Consider the following 18,731-nt stretch of genomic DNA (forward strand, 5'->3'; position numbering starts at 1 on the left):
TTTGCCGCTGTCCGCCTAGACTTCTTCCTGCACTGCAGCAGGAACGTTGATTTTGGCCGACGCCAACCAGAAATTTGTCGTGGTTCCCCGTGCCGGCCCCACCAAGGTGCCGGCCGCGCAGCGCATGGGCGATTTCGGCGAGATCTATGCGGCCTATCAGGCGGCCGCAGCCCAGGGGCAGTCCAGCCGCTGCGCCCAGTGCGGCGTGCCCTTCTGCCAGACCGGCTGTCCGCTGGAGAACAACATTCCCGACTGGCTGCGCCTTGCCGCCGAAGGGCGGGAGGAGGAGGCCTGGTCCCTGGCCGAAGCCACCAGCACCATGCCCGAGATCTGCGGCCGGATCTGTCCGCAGGACCGGCTGTGTGAAGGGGCCTGCACGCTTGAGCAGGCCGGTTGGGAAACCGTCACCATCGGCTCGGTCGAGAAATACCTCGGCGATCTGGCGTTCGATAACGGCTGGGTCACGCCGGTGCGGCCGCTTGTCGAGCGCGGCCTGTCGGTCGGCATCGTCGGCGCAGGACCGGCCGGTCTGGCAGCCGCCGACCGTCTGCGCAGCGCCGGCTACGGTGTCACCGTCTATGACCGGCACGACCGCGCCGGTGGCCTGCTGACCTACGGCATCCCCGGCTTCAAGCTGGAGAAGCCGGTGGTGCAGCGTCGCATCGACCGGCTGGTCGAGGGCGGAGTCGAATTCCGGCTCGGGGTCGCGATCGGCGTCGATATGGAGTTTGCCGACCTGCGAACGGCCCACGACGCCGTGCTGATCGCCACCGGTGTCTACAAGGCCAAACGCCTGTCGGTGCCGGGCTGCGGCTCGGGTGGGGTCACGGCGGCGCTGGACTATCTGATCGCTTCCAACCGCAAGGGATTGGGCGACGCCGTTCCCGCCTTCGACGACGGTCCGCTCAACGCTGCAGGCAAACGGGTGGTGGTCATCGGCGGCGGCGACACGGCCATGGACTGTGTGCGCACCGCCGTGCGCCAGGGCGCGACCTCGGTCACCTGTCTGTATCGCCGCGACCGCGACAACATGCCCGGCAGCGCCCGCGAGGTGACCAATGCCGAGGAGGAGGGGGTGGTGTTCGAATGGCTGGCCGCGCCGCGGGCCGTGCTCGGGGAAGCCGATGGTGTGACAGGTGTCCGCGCCAATCGCATGGCTCTGGCCATGCAGGGTGCCGACGGCCGCTGGAGCGTCGAACCCGTGCCCGGCGGCGAGTTCGACGTGGCCGCCGACATGGTCATCGAGGCCCTCGGCTTCGACGCCGAGGATATTCCCGCCGGTTTCGCCACCTCCGATCTGGCGGTGACCGACTGGGGCACCGTCTGGACTGCGGGTGCGACCGGGGCGACGACGCTGGAGGGCGTGTTCGCCGCGGGTGACATCGTACGCGGCGCGTCGCTGGTGGTCTGGGCCGTGCGTGACGGTCAGGATGCCGCGGCGGAAATCGACACATGGCTGACCAGCCGGGAGCAGGCTGCGGCATGACCTTTGACCCCCAACACTATCTGGCCCAGCGTCAACGATTGATCGACGCCCAGGCCTATGATCCGGCGTCCGAGCGCGACGCCTGCGGGGTCGGTCTGATCGCCGCCATCGACGGCCAGCCGCGCCGCGAAGTGGTCGAACTGGCGCTGAAGGCGCTGAAGGCTGTCTGGCACCGGGGCGCGGTCGACGCCGACGGCAAGTCGGGCGACGGAGCGGGGATCCTGATCGGCCTGCCGCGCGCCTTTTTCGAGCAACAGGTGCGCGATGCCGGCCAGACGCCGCGGCCGGGTCCGCTGGTCGTCGGCATGGTCTTCCTGCCGCGCATCGATCTGGGGGCCCAGGAACGTGCCCGCACCATCGTCGAGAGCGAGGTGCTGGCGGCCGGCTTCTATCTGTACGGCTGGCGTCAGGTGCCGCACCGGGCCGAGGTGTTGGGCGAACGCGCCGCCGCGACCCGGCCCGAGATCGAACAGATCATGGTCAGCCCGCCCGAAGGACTGGACGGGGAAGAACTGGAACGCGCCCTCTACATCCTGCGGCGGCGCATCGAAACGCGCGCCCAGGCCCGCAACCTGCCCGACTTCTACATCTGCTCGCTGTCGGCGCGGTCGGTCATCTACAAGGGCATGATGCTGGCCGAGGCGCTGGGCGATTTCTATACCGACCTGACCGACCCCCGGGTCGAGGCCAATGTCGCCCTGTTCCACCAGCGCTATTCGACCAACACCTTCCCCGAATGGCGACTGGCCCAGCCGTTCCGCATGCTGGCCCACAACGGCGAGATCAACACCCTGCGCGGCAATGCCAACTGGATGCGCAGCCATGAGATCGGCATGACGGCCGAGGCCTTCGGGGCCGACGACGCCACGGTCAAGCCGGTGATCCAGTCCAGTGGTTCGGACTCGGCCGCGCTCGACAATGTCTTCGAGGTGCTGGTGCGCGCCGGACGACCGGCCCCGATGGTCAAGGCCCTGCTGATGCCCGAGGCTCCGGTTGAGGGCGTGATCTCCGACGATCACCGCGCCCTCTACGCCTATTGCAATGCGGTGATGGAGCCGTGGGACGGACCCGCCGCCATCTGCGCCACCGACGGCCGCTGGGTCGTGGCCGGCAAGGACCGCAACGGCCTGCGCCCGCTGCGCGCAGCCGAGACCGTCGACGGCCTGCTGATCTGCGGGTCAGAGGTCGGCATGGCCGGTATCGAGGACGAACGGATCGCCCGCCGGGTCTATATCGGCCCCGGGCGGATGATCTCGATCGATCTCGAGGCGGGCCGATTCTATGACGAGGCCCAGACCATCGACCGGCTGGCGGCGGCCTTGCCGTATCGCGACTGGCTGTCGAACATGGTCCAGCTGGATCCGCTGGTCGGCCCCGGTGACGAGCCGCGCCGTCTGACCGGCGAGGCCCTGACCCGCTTCCAGGCCGCCGTCGGCTGGACCCGGGAAGACATCGACACCGTGCTCGACCCGATGGCGGGTCTGGGCAAGGAGGCCGTGGCCTCGATGGGCGACGACACGCCCCCGGCCGTGCTGTCGACCCACGATCGGCCGTTCAGCCACTATTTCCGCCAGGCCTTTGCCCAGGTCACCAATCCGCCGATCGATCCGCTGCGCGAGACCGGGGCGATGAGCCTGCGCACCCGGTTCAAGAACCTCGGCAACATCCTGGCCCAGGACGAAACCCAGACCCGCGTCTTCGTGCTGGACAGTCCGGTTCTGACCACCGGCATGTACGAGCGGATGCTCGATGTCGTCGGGGCCGGGGCCACCACCGAGATCGACTGTACCTTCACCGCCCCGGCGACCGATGCCGCGCCGGGCCAGACGCTGGGCGCGGCGCTGGACCGAATTCGCGACGAGGCTGTGGCCGCCGTTCGCAGTGGGGCCGCCCTGATCGTGCTGACCGACGCCGCAGCCGGTCCGGGACAGCCGTTGATTCCGATGATCCTGGCCACGGCGGCGGTGCATTCGCGACTGGTCGACGCGGGGCTGCGCGCGGTCGCCTCCATCGTCGTGCGCTCGGCCGAGGCCATCGACGCCCATGGGTTCGCGGTTCTGGTCGGCTGCGGGGCCACCGCCGTCAACGCGTGGCTGGCGCAGGAAAGCTTCCTCGAACGTCTGGATACCGGCCGCTATCCCGGCCTGTCACTGCGCGAGGCCTGTCTGAACCACAAGGCGGCGACCGAGGCCGGGCTGATGAAGATTCTGGCCAAGAAGGGCATCTCGGTCATTTCCGCCTATCGCGGGGCCTATGAGTTCGAGGCCCTGGGCTTGTCGCGGGCGCTGGCCGCCGAATTCTTCCCCGGCATGACCTCGCGGATTTCCGGTGTCGGCCTGGCCGGGATCGAGGCCCAGGCCGTGCGCAAGACGGCCCGGGGCTTTGCCGCGCCGGCCCCACGGCTGCGCATCGGTGGCTCACATCGCATCCGGGCCGGAGAGGAGACCCACGGCTGGGACGCCGAACAGATTCACCGGCTGCAGGACGCCACCACGCGTGGCGACTACAAGCGCTACAAATCCTACAGCCGCCGCACGCGCGAGATCCCCTCGACCGCCCTGCGTGATCTGCTGGATTTCCGCGAGGCCACGCCGATCCCGATGGAGGCGGTCGAGAGCGTCAATGAGCTGCGCAAACGCTTCCTGACGCCGGGCATGTCGCTGGGGGCCCTGTCGCCCGAGGCGCACGAGACCCTCAACATCGCCATGAACCGCATCGGGGCCCGTTCGGTCTCCGGCGAGGGTGGTGAGGACCCGGAGCGCTACCAGGCCCGTCCGAACGGCGACAATCCCAACAGCGCCGTCAAACAGATCGCCTCGGGCCGGTTCGGCGTTACTGCCGAATATCTGAACCAGTGCCGCGAGATCGAGATCAAGGTGGCCCAGGGAGCCAAGCCGGGTGAGGGCGGTCAGCTGCCCGCCTTCAAGGTCACCGAGTTCATCGCCCGGATGCGCCACTCGACGCCCGGCGTGGCCCTGATCTCGCCGCCGCCGCACCACGACGTCTATTCGATCGAGGACCTGGCCCAGCTGATCTACGACCTGAAGCAGATCAATCCGGATGCCCGGGTAACGGTCAAGCTGGTCTCGTCGTCCGGCATCGGTGCCGTGGCGGCGGGGGTGGCCAAGGCCAAGGCCGACGTCATCCTGATTTCCGGCCACAACGGCGGCACCGGAGCCTCCGCCCTGGGCTCGATCAAACACGCCGGCATGCCGTGGGAGACCGGCCTGTCCGAGGCCCATCAGGTGCTCAGCCTCAACGGCCTGCGCGGCCATGTGCGGCTGCGCACCGACGGCGGCATCCGCACCGGCCGCGACGTGGTCATCGGGGCCCTGCTGGGGGCCGAGGAGTTCGGCATCGGCACCGCCAGCCTCGTCGCTGTAGGCTGTCTGATGGTGCGCCAGTGCCATTCCAACACCTGCCCGGTCGGGGTCTGCGTCCAGGACGAACGGCTGCGGGCCCTGTTCACCGGCACGGCCGAGAAGGTCGTCAATCTGTTCAGCTTCATCGCCGAGGAAACACGCGAGATTCTCGCCTCCCTCGGTCTGCGTTCGCTCGACGAGGCCGTCGGCCGCACTGATCTGCTGCGTCAGGTTTCGCGCGGTGGAGCCCATCTCGACGACCTCGACCTCAATCCCCTGCTGGTGCGGGTCGGCGAGGCCGGCAACGGCCGTCCGGCCGAGGCCCCGCGCAATGCCGTGGCCGACTCGCTCGACGCGCGGATCGCTCTCGACGCCGCCCCGTTCCTCGAGCGCCGCGAGAAGATGCAGCTGACCTATGCGGTGCGGAACACCCAGCGGGCCATCGGCACGCGGATGTCGTCCCACATCGTGCGCCGTTTCGGCGACAGCCTGCCCGAGGGGCTGCTGACCCTGAATCTGCGCGGGGCAGCGGGCCAGTCGCTGGCCGCCTGGGGCATGAAGGGGCTGCGCATAGAGCTGGACGGCGAAGCCAATGACTATGTCGGCAAGGGCCTGTCCGGGGCTACTATCGTCGTGCGTCCGCCGGCCTGGGTCGAGGGCGAGCCCCTGATCGGCAACACCTGCCTGTACGGTGGCACCTCGGGCAACCTGTTCGCGGCCGGGGCGGCGGGTGAACGCTTCGCCGTGCGCAACTCGGGTGTCACGGCGGTGGTCGAGGGCTGCGGCGCGCATGGCTGCGAATATATGACCGGCGGAACGGTGGTGGTGCTGGGCGCGATCGGCTGGAATTTCGGGGCCGGTATGTCGGGCGGCGAGGCCTTTGTGTTGCACGCCGACATCGCGATCGACGCCCGCCTGAACGGTGACTCAGTCGAGGCCGGCCCGGTCGTCGGCGCGGCTGCGGCTCGTCTGCGCTCCCTCGTTGAAGCCCACGCGGAGGCGACCGGCTCCCCCCTGGCCCGCCGCCTGCTCGAGAACTGGTTCCATTCCATGTTGCAGTTCTCCCTCATCTCCCCCCGCCAGCCCGAGGCCATGGCCGAGCAGAAACGCGCCTGATCCCGCTGACAAATCATCACGGTGCCGGGGATTAAACCAAACTGGAAGAATGCCTGTAAGGTAGGGTAGGGAACATCGCGCCGGGCACGACCCCGACGCGGACGCGTAGCAGTGAGGCAGGCGCAATGTCGTATGGAGCGGGAACGACGGATCTGGAGCCAGGGCCCACGGCCCGGTGCACGGAGCCTGAATTGTCTGGCGATCATCCACTGCTGCTGACCCCACGCCAGGAAGAGTGCCTGCGCCTTTCGGCGAATATGACCGACAAGGAGATCGCGCGGGTTCTCGGTATTTCGCCCAAGACCGTCAGCCTGCACATCTCGGAATCGATGCGCCGCCTGGGTGTCAGCTCCCGTCGGGCGGCCCGGGTTAAACTAGGGGAAAATCCCCTATGGGTATCGCCCCCGATAGCGACCCCGGCGGCATCCGGTTCAGTTGATCCGGTCGGTGCCGGAGTCGTTCCGGATCACCCTCCGGGCTTTTACCGGCCGCCCCCGTCGGGCGGAGTAAACACGTCGGCCATCATCGGGGCCTTCGCTGTTCTGGGAGCCCTGGTGGTCCTGATCTTCCTCCTGCTGTTCGGCTACCGCCTGCTTTAGGCGCCCGATCATCCGACCTGGATTTATAGCCGGACTCGTCCGGCGTGGGAGGCCGGAACCATGGATCGAAATCAGTTCGGAAGTGATCTTGCCGAGCGTCTTCAAACGGCGGAGCGCGCCGTTGATCTCGCCGTCGCCGCCTTGTGTGATCTGGGCGCGTTGATGGCCCGGGGGCGGATTGAACACGGCATCAGCGCTGTGGTCGGTCAGGAGGCCCTGGCCGACGTTACCGCGGCGATGCCGCTCATCACAGGTGTCAGGGACCGGCTCGTCCAGGCACACCGGAAGCTGGCGCGTGACGCCCGGGTCATGCGGATAGACAGGGTTAGCGGTTTCGGCGGGCCGGAGGAGAAGCCACCACCGGGTGAAACGGATCTGCCGCTTCTTCCTCAACGGCTCCGCCGGGTCGCTTGACGGAGATGTTCCGTGAGCCGACCACATTCACATGACGCTGGACGCCTTGCTCGACGCATTCATCCTGATCAAGACGCCCGCCCAGGCGCACGTTTGGCTGACGACCATGATCGTTGCTGGACTGGCCTGCTGGCGTGGGGACCGTCCCGAACGCATTGCGGTCCCGCTGGTCCTGCTCAACTGGGTGGTCACCGGCCTCGTCGACCAGATCTTCTGGCGCGGGGAAACCTGGGGCGTCGTGCTGATCGACGGACTCTTGTTCGCTGGCCTCTATTTCCTGGCGCTGCGCTATCCGCGTTGGTGGATTCACGGCGCGGCGGCCTTCGCCCTGCTGACGTTTCTCTCTCATTTCGCCGCAATGCTCGATTCTTCGATCGTGCGGTGGGCCAACGTAACCCTGCGCTATGTGACCAGTTACGGCCTTCTGCTGGCGCTCGCTGCCGGAGCCATCGAGGCTCCGTGGGCGAGACGCTACGAAGCCTGGCGGTCGCGGGTTCTTGCCTGAACCCCGACACCTTCCGACCCTGCAATTCCTCAACCTGGTCCGGTCTCAGACCGGCTGACCGCGGAGCGTCCCCATGCCGTCGATGAGCTTTGAATCTGCCTCGCGCCTGTGGCTTGACCTGGCCGATGCAACCGACCCCGGGTTCGACACTGGCGATGATGCCTATTTCCGCGCGGAGCAACTGATCCTCGGACATCGCCCGCGCAATGATCAGGAGGCCGTCCTTGTTGCCGAGGTTCTGGCCGAGAGCATCGCGGGCGGTGAGCGGTCGGATGGCCGCGACATCCTCGCCGCACGTAACCTGCAGCTCTGGATCGGCCGCAGTCTGACCGGCGAGGTCGTGCCGACCGCCGCCCGTACCCTGGCCCGCGTCGCCGCCCGGGTCGCCGCCTGATCCATCCGGACATCGGTATGCTGTCGGTTAGAGTGAGAAAGAATATGCCTCAATGGGCGCGGTTTGGGTTCCGCGCGGCATAAATCATCTAATGCTGGTTGTGCAGCGCGGCAATGTCTGTTTAGGTGGGTCACCACACAGGACTCGTGACTTGACCGACTTTGTTCGCAACGCTGACCGCAGGACCGCCCCCCGGGCGATCGCCCTGCCGCGCGTTGACATCGCGGTTCTGACCCTGAACACCATTACCCTCGGCCTTATTCTTGTACTGCTCACCGGAGCGGTGTGGCTGAACGCGACCTGACCCCAGACAACATTCTGGATCGCTCGCAGCCCCCGCTCCCGAAAGGAAGCGGGGTTTTTTGTGCGTGCGGTCCGGATTTTCCCGGAACCGACGACCCCAATGACGCAAGATTTCACCCCGACCCAAACGCGGCCCGACTGGCGGAGCCATGCCGTCACGCGCGGTCCCAGCCGGGCCGCAGCGCGCAGCTATCTGCGCGCCGCAGGCATGGCCGACGCCGATTTTGACAAGCCGATGATCGGCATCGTCAACACCTGGTCGACGGTCACCCCGTGCAACATGCATCTGGACCGGCTGGCCGTGGATGTGCGCGCCGGCATCATCGCTGCGGGCGGCTATCCGGTCGATTTCAACACCATCGTCGTCACCGACGGTATCTCAATGGGCACCAAGGGGATGAAGGCCTCCCTGATCAGTCGCGAGGTCATCGCCGACTCGATCGAGCTGGCGATCGAGGGTCACCAGCTGGACGGCGTCATCTGCATCGTCGGCTGCGACAAGACCATCCCGGCGGCGGCCATGGCCCTGGCCCGGATGGATATCCCCGGTCTGGTCTACTACGGCGGCACCATCCTGCCGGGCCGGATCGGCGAGCGCGAGTTCTCGATCCAGGAGGTGTTCGAGGCCATCGGGGCGCACGCCGCCGGGGCCCTGGACGACGCCGGTCTGAAGGCGGTCGAGACCGCTGCCTGTCCCGGAGCCGGGGCCTGCGGCGGCCAGTTCACCGCCAACACCATGGCCATGGCCCTGTCGGCCATGGGCCTGTCGCCGATGGGCGCGAACGACGTCCCTGCCGTCGATCCCGGCAAGGCGGCCGAGGGCGAGCGTTGTGGCCGGCTGGTGGTCGAGCGCGTCTTCGCCGGCGACCATGCGCGCAAATACATCACGCGTCGTTCGCTGCAGAACGCCGCCGCCGCCGTTTCCGCCAGCGGGGGTTCGACCAATGCCGTGCTGCACCTGACCGCAATTGCCGCCGAGGCCGGTGTCTCCTTCGGGGTCGAGGACTGCAACACGGCGTGTGAGATCACGCCGGTCATCTGTGATCTGAAGCCGGGGGGGCGGTTTCTGGCCAGCCATCTGTATGCGGCCGGGGGGACCCGTCTGGTGACGCAGCGTCTGGCGGCGGCCGGCAAGATCCACAACACCCCGACCGTCAGCGGCCGCAGCCTGTTCGCCGAGGCCGCCGAGGCCGAGGAGACGCCGCAGCAGCAGGTGGTCGCCACGGTCGCCGCGCCGATCAGTCCGCGCGGTTCCTATGCCGTCATCTATGGCGACATCGCCCCCGACGGCGCGGTCATCAAGCTAACCGGCCATGCCGTCGATCGCTTCGAGGGCCCCGCCTGCGTGTTCGACTCCGAAGAGGACGCCTTCCACGCGGTCCAGGACGGGTCGGTCGGCGAGGGCGATGTCATCGTCATCCGCTACGAAGGCCCGCGCGGCGGTCCCGGCATGCGCGAAATGCTGCAGGTCACCGCTGCCTTGAAAGGCCGCGGCATCAACAACGTCGCCCTGATCACCGACGGTCGCTTCTCCGGAGCCAGCTACGGCTTCGTCGTCGGCCATGTGTCGCCCGAGGCCGCCGTCGGCGGTCCCATCGCGCTGGTGCGCGATGGCGACCGGATCACGGTTGACGTCACCAACCGCCGGATCGACGTCAGCGCCGATCTGGAGGTCCGCCGGGCGGGCTTCGCCCCCAACCGTGCCCGCCCGGCACACGGCGTCTTCGCCAAATACGCCGCCTCGGTCGCCTCGGCCGCCCAGGGGGCCGTCACCATTCCCAATCCGCCGCCGGCCCAGACCCGGGACACCCCGGTGCCGGTCGACAGCAAAGCCCATGAGGACGCCTGACATGCAGATCTATACGAACGCCGACATCCGCCCCGGAGCCATCGCCGGCCAGCGCATCGCCGTCATCGGCTACGGCTCCCAGGGCCGCGCCCATGCCCAGAACCTGAAGGACAGCGGTCACGACGTGGTCGCCGGGGTTCGGCACGGCGGCGAGGGCTGGAAGAACGCCACCGCCGACGGCATCGCCACGGCCGAGCCGGCTGAGGCGGTCAAGGGCACCGACATCATCGCCATCCTGACGCCGGACATGGCCCAGGCCGACATCTATCGCGACGTCATCGCCCCGAACGCCAAGCCGGGTTCGGCCATCCTGTTCGCCCACGGATTCTCGATCCTGTACGACCGCGTCACCCCGCGCGAGGACATGGACGTCATCCTGGTCGCCCCCAAGGGCCCGGGGGATCTGGTGCGGCGTGAGTTCGCCCGCGGTCGTGGTGTTCCGGCCCTGTTCGCCATCGGCCAGGACGCCACCGGCAAGGCGCGCGACCGGGCCATGGGCTATGCGAAAGGCATCGGCGGCGCGACCGGGGGCCTGCTGGAAACCAGCTTCAGGGAAGAGACCGAGACCGACCTGTTCGGCGAACAGGCGGTGCTGTGCGGCGGGGCCAAGGAGCTGGTCATGGGCGGGTTCACCACTCTGGTCGAGGCCGGCTACCAGCCCGAGATCGCCTATTTCGAATGCCTGCACGAGCTGAAGCTGATCGTCGACCTGTTCTACGAAGGCGGCATCACCAAGATGAATGAGTTCATCTCCGAGACCGCCAAATGGGGTTCGGTCGCTTCGGGTCCGCGCGTGATCAACGACGAGACCCGCGCCCGGATGAGGGAGGTTTTGGGTGAGATCCAGTCGGGTCAGTTCGCCCGCGAATGGATCGCCGAGAACGAGGCCGGCAAGACCACCTATGACGCCCTGGTCAAGGCCGACAGTGACCATCCCATCGAGATCGTCGGAGCCGGCCTGCGCGAGCGCATGGCCTGGCTGCACGTCCCCAAGGCCGCGGAAGCGGCCTGACCAGAAAGCTGACCGGACCAAGATGATGAGCGCCGCCGCGCCCGCCCTGCACACTGCACCGACCCCCGCTCCCCGCAGCGGGGCGCAGTTGCTCGTCTCCACCCTGGAGCGGCTGGGGGTCGATGTGGTGTTCGGCTATCCGGGCGGAGCCATCATGCCGGTCTATGACGCCCTGACCGGCTCGTCGCTGAAGCATATCCTGGTCCGTCACGAACAGGGGGCGGCCTTCGCCGCCGACGCCTGGGCCCGGGTCACCGGCCGGCCCGGCGTCTGCCTGGCGACATCGGGACCGGGGGCCACCAATCTGGTCACCGGCATCGCCAACGCCATGATGGATTCGGTGCCGCTGGTCTGTATCACCGGCAATGTCTCGACCGCGGTCATGGGCACCGACGCCTTTCAGGAAATCGACATCCTGGGCGTCACCCTGCCGATCGTGAAACACAGTTGGGTCGTCCGCGATCCAGCCGACATTCCGGCCGTAATCGAGGAAGCCTTCCACATCGCCCGTTCGGGTCGTCCGGGGCCGGTGCTGGTCGACCTGCCCAAGGATATCCAGGTCGGTCTGACCTCGGATGACTTCGGCTTCAACATGCCCAACGCGGTCACCCCGCTGGATCACGGGGCCATCGCCGACGCCGAGGCCATGATCCGCGCCGCCGAGCGGCCGCTGATCTACATCGGCGGCGGCGTGAAGATCGCCGGAGCGGTCGAGGCCCTGCGCGATTTCGCCGACCATAGCGGCATCCCGTCGGTCTCGACCCTGAACGCCCTGGGATCGGTGCGTACCGACGCGCCCGGGTTTCTGGGCATGCTGGGCATGCACGGCACCCGCGCCGCCAATGAGGCGGTTCAGGACAGCGACCTGCTGATCGTGCTGGGCGCGCGCTTCGACGACCGGGCCACCGGCAAGCTGACCGAATTCGCGCCCCATGCCCGGGTCGTTCATTTCGACATCGACCCGGCCGAGGTCGGTAAGCTGCGCCCGGCCCAGGTCGTCGTCATCGGCCCGATGCGCGAGGGCATTGAGGTCCTGGCCGCGCGCATGGCCACGGCCCCGCTGACTATCGATCCCTGGGTGATCCGCTGTGCCTCCAGCGCGCGCCGTCACGCCTTCCGCTACGATGCGCCGGGCGAGGGGGTTTATGCGCCCGCCCTGCTGAACGAACTGTCGCTGGCCGCCGGTGACGATTTCATCGCCGCCTGCGACGTCGGCCAGCACCAGATGTGGGTGGCCCAGCACTGCGCCTTTTCGCGGCCGCAGGCGCATCTGAGCTCGGGCGGTCTGGGGGCGATGGGCTACGGCCTGCCCGCCGGACTGGGAGCCAAGATGGCCAACCCCGGGGCGCATGTCGTCACCGTCTCCGGCGACGGCAGCTTCATGATGAACATCCAGGAGCTGGCGACCCTGCGGCGCTACGGCATCGCCCTGAAGATCGTGCTGCTGGACAACAGCTCGCTGGGTCTGGTGCGCCAATGGCAGGAGCTGTTCTTTAACGAGAACTATTCCGAGGTCGACCTGTCCGACAATCCGGACTTCGTCGCCGTGGCCCAGGCCTTCGGTATCGAGGCCTTCCGGATTGACCGACGCGAGGACGTCTCCGCCGGCATTCAACGCCTGCTGGCCGCGCCCGGTCCCTGCCTCGCCCACGTCCTGATCGACCCCAAGGCCAACGTCTGGCCGCTCGTGCCGCCCGGCCGGAACAACGCCGAGATGATGCACGGCACGATGAATTTTGAAGGTGAAATCTGATGACCGACACCCTGCATATCCAGATCGACCACGCCGAGGGTTCGCTGCAGCGTCTGATCGGACTCATCGAGCGTCGCGGCTTCCATATCGACGGCATGACCCTGGCCGGCGAGGGGGCCATGCGCCACCTGCAGCTGCAGGTCCGGGGCCGGGATTCCGGCCGCTGTATCGAGATCCTGGGCCGACAGATCGACCGCATGATCGGGGCCACCCGGATGGCCTCGTCCTGTGCCGTGCAGGCCTTCCAGACCGAGGTGGCGGCATGACCGACGTCTCTGAACCCGCCGTAGCGGGCCGCGCTGCCGATCGCGTCATCGTCTTCGACACCACGATGCGCGACGGCGAACAGGCCCCGGGCTTTTCCATGACGGCCGATGACAAGGTGCGGCTGGGCCATGTGCTGGCGGCCCTGAAGGTCGATGTGGTCGAGGCTGGCTTCGCCGCCGCCTCGCCGGGCGACGAGGAGGCGGTGCGTCGCGTCGTCGGCGAGGTCGAGGGACCAACCTTCTGCTCGCTGGCCCGCTCGTCCGAGTCCGACATCGACGCCGCATGGCGGGCGCTGCGTGGTGCGCCCAGGCGCCGCTGTCATGTGTTTCTGGGCACCAGCCCGATCCACCGCTCGGCCAAGCTGCGCATGAGCACGGACGAGGTTCTGGCCGCCGCGGTTGGTGCCGTCGCCTATGCCCGCAGCCGTTTCGACGACGTCGAATTCTCGGCTGAGGACGCCTTCCGCACCGAACCGGCCTTTCTGGCCGAGGTGCTGGCGGCGGCGGCCGAGGCCGGGGCCGGGACCCTGAACGTGCCCGACACCGTCGGCTATGCCACGCCGGGCGAGGTGACCACGCGCTTCGCCGATCTGATTGCTGCCCTGCACCCGCGCTTTCCGGACGTGGTCTTTTCGGCCCACTGCCATGACGACCTGGGACTGGCCGTGGCCAACACCCTGTCAGCGATCGAGGCCGGGGCGCGCCAGTTTGAAGGGGCGATCAACGGCATCGGCGAACGCGCCGGCAATGCCTCGGTCGAGGAGGTGGTCATGGCCCTGCGCACCCGCGCCGACCATTTCCGCGTCACCACAGGGGTCGACGCGACGCAGCTGGTTCGCACCAGCCGCCTGCTGAGCGAGGTCACCCACACGCCGGTGGTCCGCAACAAGGCGATCGTCGGCATCAATGCCTTCGCCCACGAGGCCGGCATCCACCAGCACGGCATGATGGCCGACGCCCGCACCTACGAAATCATGCGGCCCGAGGACGTCGGCTTCGAGGGCAGTTTCTTCGTGCTGGGCAAGCATTCCGGCCGCCACGCCCTGGCCAAGCGCGCCGAGGTTTTGGGCCATCCGCTGATCGGCCTCCACCTGGCCGGGGCCTTCGCCGCCTTCAAGAGCCGCGCCGATCAGATCGGCGAGATCAACGACCAGGAATTACTGGCCATCGTCGAGGCTTCGCGCCCCGCCACCCCACATGAGGACCGTGCCTATGCCGCCGCTGGCTGAGAGTATCTGGATCAACGGCGAACTGACGCCCTGGGCCGACGCGAAGATCCACGTGATGAGCCATGCCCTGCACTACGGCACTTCGGTGTTTGAGGGAATCCGCGTCTATGACACGCCGGACGGCCCGCGCGCCTTCCGCCTGACCGACCACATCCGCCGCCTGTTCGACAGCGCCCGGATGTATCATTTCCCGCTGCCGTTCACCGAGGCCGAGCTGATCGCGGCCTGCAAGACGGTGGTGCGCGAGAACGGCCTGCAGAGTGCCTATCTGCGGCCCATCGCCTTTCTCGGGGCCTGCGGCATGGGGGTGACCCCGGGGCCGGAGGCGATGAATGTCGACGTCGCCATCGCCGCCTTTCCCTGGGGGGCCTATCTGGGCGAGGACGCGCTGCAGAACGGCGTCGACGCCTGTGTGTCCAGCTGGGCCCGTATCGCCCCCAATACCGTGCCGTCCGGGGCGAAGGCGGGCGGCAACTATCTGTCCAGCTATCTGATCGGCCGCGAGGCCCGCACCAACGGCTTCGGCGAAGGCATCGCCCTGGGCACTGACGGTCGCCTGTCCGAAGGGGCCGGCGAGAACCTGTTCATCGTCAAGGACGGACGCATCCTGACCCCGTCGGCGGCCTCGTCCATCCTGATGGGCATCACCCGCGACACCGTGCTGAAACTGGCCCGGGCCGAGGGCATCGAGGTGGTCGAGCAGACCCTGCCGCGCGAGGCCCTGTATGTCGCCGACGAGGTCTTCATGACCGGCACGGCGGCCGAGATCACCCCGGTGCGTTCGATCGACGGCATCGCCACCCGGTCCAACGGCCCCGGCCCCGTCACGCGCAGTCTGAACGCCGCCTTCCGGGGTCTGTTCACCGGGGCGACGCCCGACCGCTTCGGCTGGCTGGAAAGCATCGCTGCTCCCGCACCGGCAGCTAGGGAGTGCCAGCATGAGCCGGCCTGAAACCCTGTTCGACAAGGTCTGGAACCGCCACGTCGTCGTGGCCGAGACCGCCGACACCCCCGGCGTCATGTATGTCGACCTGCATCTGGTCCATGAGGTCACCAGCCCCCAGGCCTTCAGCGACATCGAGGCCCGGGGTCTGAGCGTGCGCCGTCCGGACCGGACGTTCGCCACCCTCGACCATTCGACGCCGACCCTGCCGGCCGGGGCCGACGGGGCCCGCCCCTATGTGACGGCCGAGGCCGAGGCCCAGGTCCACCGGCTGGAACAGAACTGCGCCCGCCACGGCATCGTCCTGGCCGGTTGGGGCAGTGAGGACCGCGGCGTCGTCCATGTGATGGGCCCGGAACTGGGCCTGACCCAGCCGGGCATGACCGTGGTCTGTGGCGACAGCCACACCGCCACCCACGGGGCCTTCGGGGCGCTGGCCTTCGGCATCGGCACCTCCGAAGTCGGCCATGTGCTGGCGACCCAGTGCCTGATGCAACGCAAGCCGAAGGCCCTGCGGGTCACCGTCGATGGCAGGCTGCAGCCCGGGGTCTCGGGCAAGGACGTGGCCCTGGCCGTGATCGCCGCCCTCGGTTTCGGCGGGGGAACCGGCTTTGTCATCGAATACGCCGGCGAGGCGGTGCGCGCCCTCGACATGGAAGGGCGGATGACCCTGTGCAACATGTCGATCGAGGCCGGTGCCCGGGCCGGAATGATCGCCCCCGACGCCACCACGATCGCCTGGCTGCGCGGGCGTCGTCATGTGCCGCAGGGTGCAGCCTATGAGGCGGCCGCCGCCGATTGGCTGACGTTGGTCAGCGACCCCGGCGCGGTGTTCGACAAGGAGGTCCGGCTGGACGGTGCGACCATCACCCCGATGGCCACCTGGGGCACCACCCCCGACGCCGGGTCGCCGATCGGATCGCCCGTGCCGCAGCCCGGCTCGGACAGCGACCGCAAGGCCCTGGCCTATATGGGCTTCACCGCCGGCGAGACGACCACGACCCAGCCGGTCGATGTGGTCTTTATCGGCAGTTGCACCAACGGCCGCCTGCCCGACCTGCGCGCCGCCGCCGAGGTCCTGCGCGGCCGCAAGCTCAGCCCGGGCGTCCGCATGCTGGTGGTGCCCGGCTCCGAGGCGGTGCGTCGCGACGCCGAGGCCGAGGGGCTGGACCGGGTCTTCATTGAGGCCGGGGCCGAATGGCGCATCCCGGGCTGTTCGATGTGCATCGCCATGAACGGCGACGTTGTCGGTCCGGGCCAGCTGGCGGTCTCGACCTCGAATCGCAATTTCGAGGGCCGTCAGGGCAAGGGGGCGCGCACCATTCTCGCCAGTCCGGCCACGGCCGCAGCCAGCGCCGTCGCCGGGGTTCTGACCGACCCGCGTGTTTATCTGCAGGAGACCGTCTTCAAGCAGGAGGGCAGCGCGCGCGCGCCGTCAGGAGCCGAACATGTCTGATCCGTTCAAGGTCCTGACCTCGCGCACCCTGGTGCTCAGCCAGACCAATATCGACACCGACCAGATCATCCCCGCGCGCTTCCTGACCACCACGTCGCGCGAAGGTTTGGGCGTTCATGCCTTCCACGACTGGCGCTATGAGTCCGACGGCACGCCGCGGCCCGAAGCAGTGCTCAACCGTATCGATCCGGCCGAGCAGCGCATCCTCGTCGCCGGGGCCAATTTCGGTTGCGGCTCGTCGCGCGAACATGCGCCCTGGGCCCTGCTGGACTATGGCTTTCGCGCGGTGATCTCGACCGGAATCGCCGACATCTTCACGTCAAACGCCCTGAAGAACGGCCTGCTGCCGGTCGAGGTCGATGCCGCCACCTGGGACGATCTGGCCGCCAATCCGGACCAGCCCGTGACCCTCGATCTCGAAGCCGGCGAACTGCGGCGCGGCAACCACGCGGCCGTGCCCTTCACCGTCGAACCCTTCGCCCGCCAGTGCCTGTTGGACGGCGTCGACCCCCTCGGCTGGCTGCAGAAACACCTGCCCGCCATCGAAGCCTTTGAATCCCACGCCGTATCGGAACCCGTCGCATGACCCCCTCCAGCCATTTCAACATCGTCGTCCTGCCCGGTGACGGTGTCGGTCCCGAAGTCACCGCCGCGGCGGTCGAGGTCCTGACCGTGATCGGTGACTTCTACGGCCACACCTTCAGCTTCGCCGAGCACCTGATCGGCGGGGCGGCCATCGACGCCACCGGCGATCCCCTGCCCGAAGCAACCCGCGCCGCCTGCATCGCCTCAGACGCCGTACTGCTAGGGGCCGTCGGCGGTCCGCAGTGGGACGGCGGTAAACGACGGCCGGAGGAGGGGCTGCTGGGCCTGCGCAAGGCCATGGGCCTGTACGCCAACCTGCGCCCGCTGCAGGTCTCGCCGGTCATGGCCCACCGCTCGCCGCTGAAGCGCGAGATCGTCGAGGGCGTCGATCTGATTGTGTTCCGCGAACTGACCGGCGGCATCTATTTCGGCGAAAAGACCCGCACCGACACCATGGCCTCGGACCTGTGTATCTACAGCGTCGGCGAGATCGAGCGCGTCGCCCGGGCCGCCTTCCGCACGGCGCTGCAGCGGCGCGGCAAGGTCACCTCGGTCGACAAGGCCAATGTGATGGAGACCGGCCGCCTCTGGCGCGAGGTCGTCACCCGCATCCATGCCGAGGAATTCCCCCAGGTCGAGCTGGAGCACGCGCTGGTCGATTCCATGGCCATGCATCTGATCCGCAAGCCGCGCGACTACGATGTCATCCTGACCGAGAACATGTTCGGCGACATCCTGTCGGACGAGATCTCTGTGCTGGGCGGCTCGATCGGCCTGCTGCCGTCGGCCTCGCTGGGCGCGGGTGGCCCCGGCCTGTTCGAGCCGATCCACGGCTCGGCCCCCGACATCGCCGGTCAGGATCTGGCCAATCCGGTCGGCATGGTGCTGTCGGCCGCCCTGCTGCTGCGTCACAGCCTGAAGCTGGAGGACGAGGCCGACTCGATCGAGGCAGCGGTGGCGGCGGTGTTGGCGGCGGGGGCGACCACGGCCGACCTGGGCGGTGAACTGGGTACCCGGGCGGCGGCCCGGGCCATCATCGATGCGATCAAGGCCATCCACTGGGCCGCGGCGCATCGTGTGCAGATGCACTGGGCCTAGAGAAAATCGACCGGCGAAGGGTATCAGGTGACAAAAATGACCACATACGGCCGTGTCATGGCTCGGGTCCGGCGTTATTCGTGCGTACGGCCCTTGACGCGCTGCACGCGTCAGGGCCACCGTAGCGGTCTCATTCCGCTACCGGATTCCTGCCCCGTGCCCTTCGCCCCGCTCACCACCAGCGCCGCCATCGCCCGTCCGGGCGCGTGCGGCCGTGTGACCGCCAGCGGCCTCGGTATGACCATCACCACCATGATCACCATGACCACGCCACGGGCGGGGACAGGCTAGCGCGCATTCACTTCAAGCCGCTGAGACCCAACCCCGCCCGGATCCCCGGGCGGGGTTTTTTCTTGTCCCG

General features: G+C 68.2%; 16 protein-coding genes. 15 read left to right on the forward strand and 1 reads right to left on the reverse strand.

What is annotated here, in order from left to right:
* Positions 1–52 precede the first annotated feature (52 nt).
* Complete coding sequence (locus tag AAC067_RS04470) at positions 53–1,486, forward strand: NAD(P)-dependent oxidoreductase (protein WP_339929986.1); 1,434 nt, start codon at positions 53–55, stop codon at positions 1,484–1,486.
* Positions 1,483–5,964, forward strand: a complete 4,482-nt coding sequence (gene gltB / locus AAC067_RS04475; protein ID WP_339929988.1) for a glutamate synthase large subunit — start codon at positions 1,483–1,485, stop codon at positions 5,962–5,964. Before AAC067_RS04470 ends, gltB begins: the two co-directional genes overlap by 4 nt.
* A gap of 431 nt (positions 5,965–6,395) precedes the next feature.
* Here the strand turns inward: gltB and AAC067_RS04480 are convergent, their stop codons facing one another.
* The gene (locus AAC067_RS04480) at positions 6,396–6,956 is read right to left on the reverse strand and encodes a hypothetical protein (RefSeq protein WP_339929990.1); all 561 of its coding nucleotides are present in this window, start codon (positions 6,954–6,956) and stop codon (positions 6,396–6,398) included.
* A gap of 52 nt (positions 6,957–7,008) precedes the next feature.
* On the opposite strand from AAC067_RS04480, the gene AAC067_RS04485 reads away from it, so the two are divergent.
* The 13 genes from AAC067_RS04485 to AAC067_RS04545 all read left to right on the forward strand — a co-directional run bounded on the left by AAC067_RS04485 (position 7,009) and on the right by AAC067_RS04545 (position 18,661).
* Entirely contained in the window at positions 7,009–7,482 is a 474-nt protein-coding gene (locus AAC067_RS04485; RefSeq protein ID WP_339929992.1) for a hypothetical protein, read from the forward strand.
* A 73-nt stretch (positions 7,483–7,555) separates the two neighbouring features.
* Positions 7,556–7,876: a hypothetical protein gene (locus AAC067_RS04490; protein ID WP_339929994.1), complete on the forward strand. Its 321-nt coding sequence runs from the start codon at positions 7,556–7,558 to the stop codon at positions 7,874–7,876.
* 151 nt (positions 7,877–8,027) lie between these two features.
* Positions 8,028–8,180, forward strand: coding sequence for a hypothetical protein (locus tag AAC067_RS04495; protein ID WP_339929996.1), 153 nt, complete (start codon positions 8,028–8,030; stop codon positions 8,178–8,180).
* A 99-nt stretch (positions 8,181–8,279) separates the two neighbouring features.
* Positions 8,280–10,028, forward strand: coding sequence for a dihydroxy-acid dehydratase (locus AAC067_RS04500; RefSeq protein ID WP_339929998.1), 1,749 nt, complete (start codon positions 8,280–8,282; stop codon positions 10,026–10,028).
* Position 10,029: 1 nt separating this feature from the next.
* Positions 10,030–11,040 (forward strand): ketol-acid reductoisomerase, encoded by a 1,011-nt coding sequence (gene ilvC / locus AAC067_RS04505; protein WP_339930000.1) that lies wholly within the window; start codon positions 10,030–10,032, stop codon positions 11,038–11,040.
* A gap of 25 nt (positions 11,041–11,065) precedes the next feature.
* Entirely contained in the window at positions 11,066–12,793 is a 1,728-nt protein-coding gene (ilvG, locus tag AAC067_RS04510; RefSeq protein WP_339930002.1) for an acetolactate synthase 2 catalytic subunit, read from the forward strand.
* Positions 12,793–13,059, forward strand: a complete 267-nt coding sequence (locus AAC067_RS04515) for an ACT domain-containing protein (RefSeq protein WP_339930004.1) — start codon at positions 12,793–12,795, stop codon at positions 13,057–13,059. The genes ilvG and AAC067_RS04515 overlap by 1 nt, the downstream gene beginning before the upstream one ends.
* The gene (locus AAC067_RS04520) at positions 13,056–14,288 is read left to right on the forward strand and encodes a 2-isopropylmalate synthase (protein ID WP_339930006.1); all 1,233 of its coding nucleotides are present in this window, start codon (positions 13,056–13,058) and stop codon (positions 14,286–14,288) included. Before AAC067_RS04515 ends, AAC067_RS04520 begins: the two co-directional genes overlap by 4 nt.
* Positions 14,272–15,240, forward strand: a complete 969-nt coding sequence (locus AAC067_RS04525) for a branched-chain amino acid transaminase (protein WP_339930008.1) — start codon at positions 14,272–14,274, stop codon at positions 15,238–15,240. Before AAC067_RS04520 ends, AAC067_RS04525 begins: the two co-directional genes overlap by 17 nt.
* The gene (leuC, locus tag AAC067_RS04530) at positions 15,227–16,687 is read left to right on the forward strand and encodes a 3-isopropylmalate dehydratase large subunit (protein ID WP_339930010.1); all 1,461 of its coding nucleotides are present in this window, start codon (positions 15,227–15,229) and stop codon (positions 16,685–16,687) included. The genes AAC067_RS04525 and leuC overlap by 14 nt, the downstream gene beginning before the upstream one ends.
* Positions 16,680–17,273 carry a 3-isopropylmalate dehydratase small subunit gene (gene leuD / locus AAC067_RS04535; protein ID WP_339930012.1) on the forward strand — a complete coding sequence of 198 codons (594 nt, stop codon included), beginning with the start codon at positions 16,680–16,682 and terminating at the stop codon, positions 17,271–17,273. Before leuC ends, leuD begins: the two co-directional genes overlap by 8 nt.
* Complete coding sequence (leuB, locus tag AAC067_RS04540; RefSeq protein WP_339930014.1) at positions 17,270–18,370, forward strand: 3-isopropylmalate dehydrogenase; 1,101 nt, start codon at positions 17,270–17,272, stop codon at positions 18,368–18,370. Before leuD ends, leuB begins: the two co-directional genes overlap by 4 nt.
* Before the next feature lie 156 nt (positions 18,371–18,526).
* Positions 18,527–18,661, forward strand: a complete 135-nt coding sequence (locus AAC067_RS04545; protein WP_339930016.1) for a hypothetical protein — start codon at positions 18,527–18,529, stop codon at positions 18,659–18,661.
* The last annotated feature ends 70 nt before the right edge of the window (positions 18,662–18,731 follow it).

The sequence above is a fragment of the uncultured Brevundimonas sp. genome, from assembly GCF_963977465.1.
Taxonomy (GTDB): domain Bacteria; phylum Pseudomonadota; class Alphaproteobacteria; order Caulobacterales; family Caulobacteraceae; genus Brevundimonas.